The 2,498-nt window shown below is 70.6% G+C and carries 1 protein-coding gene and 1 pseudogene; one reads left to right on the top strand and one right to left on the bottom strand.

Going from position 1 to position 2,498, the window contains the following annotated elements; genetic code table 11:
• Positions 1-189: pseudogene (locus G6028_RS15160) on the bottom strand (amidase); the annotation flags it as partial.
• 166 nt (positions 190-355) lie between these two features.
• Here G6028_RS15160 and ftsH point away from each other — a divergent pair.
• The coding region (gene ftsH, locus G6028_RS15165) for an ATP-dependent zinc metalloprotease FtsH (protein WP_182659368.1) at positions 356-2,498 on the top strand (2,143 nt) is incomplete at its 3' end.

The raw sequence follows: 2,498 nt of genomic DNA on the forward strand, positions 1-2,498 counted from the left end.
CGCGTCCCGGGCGTCCACCGCCGCCGCGGCCGCACGGCCGTCAGTCCCGAGGAGAGTGGTGAAGGCACGGAGTGCCGGATCCAGGTGCGCGATCCGGTCCAGGGCGGCGTCGAGCGCCCCCGTCGCGGTGTCGGCGCCGGACCGCACCGCCTCTGCGGTCCGGGACGCGGGCGGGGTGGGGGTGATCACGAGCCCGATGGTACGGGGCGCGTACGACACGATCGCCTGTCCGCCCACGGCGATCAGCACGGTCGGCTGTCGTGCCCCGCAGGTAGCCTGGGGCGATAGGCGACGAGGTCGGTCGCATCACGAGGTCCGCCGACCGGCGGGTCCGTCCTTCGCACTCGAGGACCGAATGGAACGTAAGAGCAACACCGTTTTCCGCAACGTGGCGATCGCGGGCGTCATCATCCTGGCGATCGTCGGTTTCTCGTTCTTCGCGAACGACGAGCGGGGGTACACGGAGGTCGACACCTCGGTGGCCCTCGCGCAGATCGACGCCGGGAACGTCAGGGAGGCGACGATCGAGGACCGCGAGCAGCAGCTGCGGCTCACGCTCGAGTCGGCGATCACCCCTGAGGAGGGTGCGGACGAGACCGACCAGCTGCTCGCCAAGTACCCGGAGCGGGCGGCGGCCCAGATCTTCGACCGGATCGCCGCCGCGGAGCCGGAGAAGTACGACACCACCGTCACCCAGCAGGGCTTCCTCACCCAGATGCTGTCGTTCCTGCTGCCCATGCTCATCCTCTTCGGGCTCCTGTTCTACTTCATGACGCGCATGCAGGGCGGCAAGGGCGGCCTGTTCGGCGTCGGCAAGTCGCGGGCCGTCGAGTTCACCAAGGACATGCCGCAGACCACGTTCGCCGACGTCGCCGGTGAGGACGAGGCCGTGGAGGAGCTCAACGAGATCAAGGACTTCCTCCAGAACCCGGCGCGGTACGAGCGCCTGGGCGCCAAGATCCCCCGCGGCGTCCTCCTCTACGGGCCACCCGGAACGGGCAAGACCCTGCTGGCGCGGGCGGTGGCCGGCGAGGCAGGGGTGCCGTTCTTCTCGATCTCGGGCTCGGACTTCGTGGAGATGTTCGTGGGCGTGGGCGCCTCGCGTGTCCGCGACCTGTTCGAGAAGGCCAAGCAGAACGCGCCCTGCATCGTGTTCGTCGACGAGATCGACGCCGTCGGTCGGCACCGCGGCTCCGGGACGGGTGGCGGCCACGACGAACGCGAGCAGACCCTCAACCAGCTCCTCGTGGAGATGGACGGGTTCAGCGACCGTGAGACGGTCATCATGATCGCGGCGACCAACCGTCCCGACGTGCTCGATCCGGCCCTGCTGCGGCCCGGTCGGTTCGACCGCCAGGTGCCGGTGACCAACCCGGACCTGCGCGGTCGCGAGTCCATCCTCGCCGTCCACTCGGTGGGCAAGCCCCTGGCCGCCGACGTGGACATGCGGTCGCTGGCCCGGCGCACGATCGGCATGTCCGGCGCGGACCTGGCCAACGTGCTCAACGAGGGCGCGCTGCTGGCCGCCCGGATGGGCCGGGACGAGATCTCGATCGACATCCTCGAGGAGGCCACCGACCGGGTCGTGGGCGGACCACGCCGCAAGCACCGCGTGATCAGCGAGCACGAGAAGAAGGTCACCGCCTACCACGAGTCCGGTCACGCGCTCGCGGCGTGGGCGATGGAGGACCTGGAGCCGGTCCACAAGGTCACGATCCTCGCTCGCGGCCGCACCGGGGGGCACGCACTGGTCGTCCCGGAGGACGACAAGTCCCTCATGACCCGCGCGGACATGATCGCGCGGATCGTCATGGCCATGGGCGGCCGCGCAGCCGAGGAGTACGTCTTCGGCGAACCGACCTCCGGCGCCAGCTCGGACATCGAGCAGGCCACCAGGATCGCCCGCACGATGGTCGCCGAGTACGGCATGAGTTCCAGGCTCGGGGCGGTCAGGTACGGCGGCGAGGGCGGGGACCCGTTCCTCGGACGCGGCGGCGCCGGGGGCTCCGAGTACTCCCCGGAGGTGGCCAAGGCAATCGACGACGAGGTCCGCCGGATCATCGACGCCGCGCACACCGAGGCGTGGAAGGTCCTCGAGGAGAACCGGGAGATCCTCGACTCCGTGGCAGGGGAACTGCTCGAGAAGGAGACGCTCCGGCAGGAGGATCTCCAACGGCTGTTCGCGGACGTGGTCAAGCGTCCGAGGATCACCGAGTTCGACGACTTCTCCGGTCGTGTCCCGTCGACCCGGCCGCCCATCAAGACACCGGGTGAGCTGGCGAAGGAACGCGGCGAGCCGTGGCCGCCACCGACGAGCGACCCGTTCTCGATGCCCGTCCTCCCGGCGAGCCGAGAGCAAGGTGGCACCGGGCAGGACGCGGGCCGGGACCCGGGCGACCGGACCGATCGCGAGCGTGAGTCGGTTCCGGCGGGCGCGTCGTCCTCCGGGATCCCGGCGTACGGCACGCCACCGCCCCCCGGCTGGTCGGCGCCCGGGT

This window comes from Dietzia cercidiphylli (assembly GCF_014145145.1).
GTDB lineage: Bacteria > Actinomycetota > Actinomycetes > Mycobacteriales > Mycobacteriaceae > Dietzia > Dietzia natronolimnaea.